The sequence below is a fragment of the Streptomyces anatolicus genome (assembly GCF_019400875.1).
Classification (GTDB): domain Bacteria; phylum Actinomycetota; class Actinomycetes; order Streptomycetales; family Streptomycetaceae; genus Streptomyces; species Streptomyces anatolicus.
Window position 1 is genome coordinate 1 of record NZ_WMBF01000746.1, and the last position, 2,103, is coordinate 2,103.

Sequence of the window (2,103 nt, forward strand, 5' to 3'; positions counted from 1 at the left end):
GAGGCACCCCGGGGCGCGCCCAGCCCCCGGCCGCCCCGTGTCAGCCGAACGTCAGCCGAACGTGAGCCGGAACTCCCCGTCCCCCGCGCCCTCGATCCGTACCCGCGTCAGATCGTCGACGTGCACGGTCGGACCCAGCGCGGCGGCCCGCGCCCCGACGCCGACCACGCGCATGCCGGCCGCCTGGCCGGCGCGGATCCCCGCCTCCGAGTCCTCGAAGACCAGGCAGTCCGCCGGGTCAAAGCCGAGCGCCGCCGCCCCCTTGAGGAACCCCTCGGGGTCCGGCTTGCTCGCGCCGACGGACTCCGCGGTCACCCGCACGTCCGGCAGCGAGAGCCCGGCGGCGGCCATCCGGCCGGTGGAGAGCGGTACGTCGGCGGAGGTCACGAGCGCGTGCGGCAGCCGGAGCGCGGCGAGCGAGGCCATGAACGCGGGCGCGCCCGGCACGGGGACGACGCCCTCCATGTCGGCGGTCTCCGCGGCGAGCATCTCGCGGTTCTCCGCGTAGTTCTCCGCCATGGGCCGGTCCGGCAGCAGCACCGCCATGGACGCGTACCCCTGGCGGCCGTGGACGACCTTGATGACCTCGTCGAAGTCGAGCCCGTGCCGGTCGGCCCAGCGCCGCCAGCAGCGCTCGACGACGGCGTCCGAGTTGACGAGCGTGCCGTCCATGTCGAGCAGGACGGCACGGGCGGTCAGTACAGAGTCGGCGGTCGTGGCCGTCATCGACGTACTCCAGAGCGCAGAGGAAGAGCCCCGCGGGACGGACCCGCGACGGGAAGATCAAGGCGGCCCCGCCCGCCGGTCAGGGAGTACGGGCGGAGCCACTTTGTTCCTGCACGGTACAAAACGCGGGCGGCAAAAGCCAACGCCGCAGGTCAGACCCATTGCGAACCCTGCCAAGCCCCGCAAAAAGGACCGACGTCACGCAATCGCCTCGTAGAGGCTCCACACGCCGAGCCCCAGCATCAGCAGCGCCGCGATCTTCGTGATGAGCGCCAGCGGAACCCGCTTCATCAGCGCCTTCCCGCCGACGATGCCGAGCCCGGCGACGGCCCACAGCGCGAGCACGGCACCGAGGCCGACGGAGAGCGGGTCGTCGTAGCGGGCGGCCATGTTCGCCGTCATGATCTGCGTCAGATCGCCGAACTCGGCGACCAGGATGAGCATGAAGCCCGCCCCCGAGACCTTCCAGAAGCTCTGGTCCTCGGGCTGCCTGACCTCTTCCTCCTCGCCGCCGCCCTTCAGGAGCAGCATCGCGGCGCCGCCGAGGAAGAGGACGCCCGTCAGGGCGTGGACCAGTTGCTGCGGGAGCAGGGTCAGTACGCTGCCCGCCGCGACGGCGAGAACGACGTGGACGGTGAAGGCGGCCGCGACGCCGGCGAAGACGTACGAGGCGCGGTAGCGCGTGCCGAGGACCAGCCCGGCCAGGGCCGTCTTGTCCGGCAGCTCGGCAAGGAAGACGACGCCGAAGACGAGCGCCGTCACGCTGATGCTGATCAAGGGTTCCTCAATCGGTCGGGGCCGCCCCACCGAGAGTGTTCCACCGCTTCGCGTACGACACCTCGGCACGGCAGCGCACGCACGGCGCACACGGGTGTGCGCGCCGGGACGCACACGACTGCCCACGTCCACGACGTACGCGGGTGCGCACGCCGGGACGTACGCGAACGCGCACGCCTGCACTGCTTGCCGAAGGTCTCGCTGACCTGCCCCACGGGGCCTGCCTCCGGGCGCCGGCTCAGACGAGCTGAGCAGTATGTCGACGGTCCGGCGAAGAGCTACTCCCCTTCTGCGCCGTCCATCGTACGGGACGGCGCACGGGCCGCCGCCAGGGCCTTTCGACCCACGCCGGAGCGTCCCTGAGTGACCTGGATCACTCAAACGCAACTCCCGCCCCACCCAATGCACATGACGCCGCGCCAGAACTATTGAAATGCGCACCTGTTTGACGCGACCCTGTCATCAGAAGCACACCCACCGGTAACCCCGCCTCGCAACCATGACCGCCCCACCGGTCAACTTCCCCCCACTCCAAGGGAGTTCACATGACTGCTGTCTACGCGCGTCGACACCGCCCGGCCGTCCTCGGCGCCACCGCCC

At 71.0% G+C, this 2,103-nt stretch carries 2 protein-coding genes; both read right to left on the minus strand.

Annotated features, from left to right (window positions below; all coding sequences use genetic code 11):
* Window positions 1–51 precede the first annotated feature (51 nt).
* Window positions 52–726 (minus strand): HAD family hydrolase, encoded by a 675-nt coding sequence (locus tag GKQ77_RS32080; RefSeq protein ID WP_219692641.1) that lies wholly within the window; start codon window positions 724–726, stop codon window positions 52–54.
* A gap of 198 nt (window positions 727–924) precedes the next feature.
* The gene (locus GKQ77_RS32085) at window positions 925–1,503 is read right to left on the minus strand and encodes a TMEM165/GDT1 family protein (protein ID WP_219692642.1); all 579 of its coding nucleotides are present in this window, start codon (window positions 1,501–1,503) and stop codon (window positions 925–927) included.
* Window positions 1,504–2,103: the final 600 nt, after the last annotated feature.

Excerpts from the sequence above, each read along its gene's own strand:
- GKQ77_RS32080 (WP_219692641.1), bottom strand. The coding sequence starts at position 726 with ATGACGGCCACGACCGCCGACTCTGTACTGACCGCCCGTGCCGTCCTG.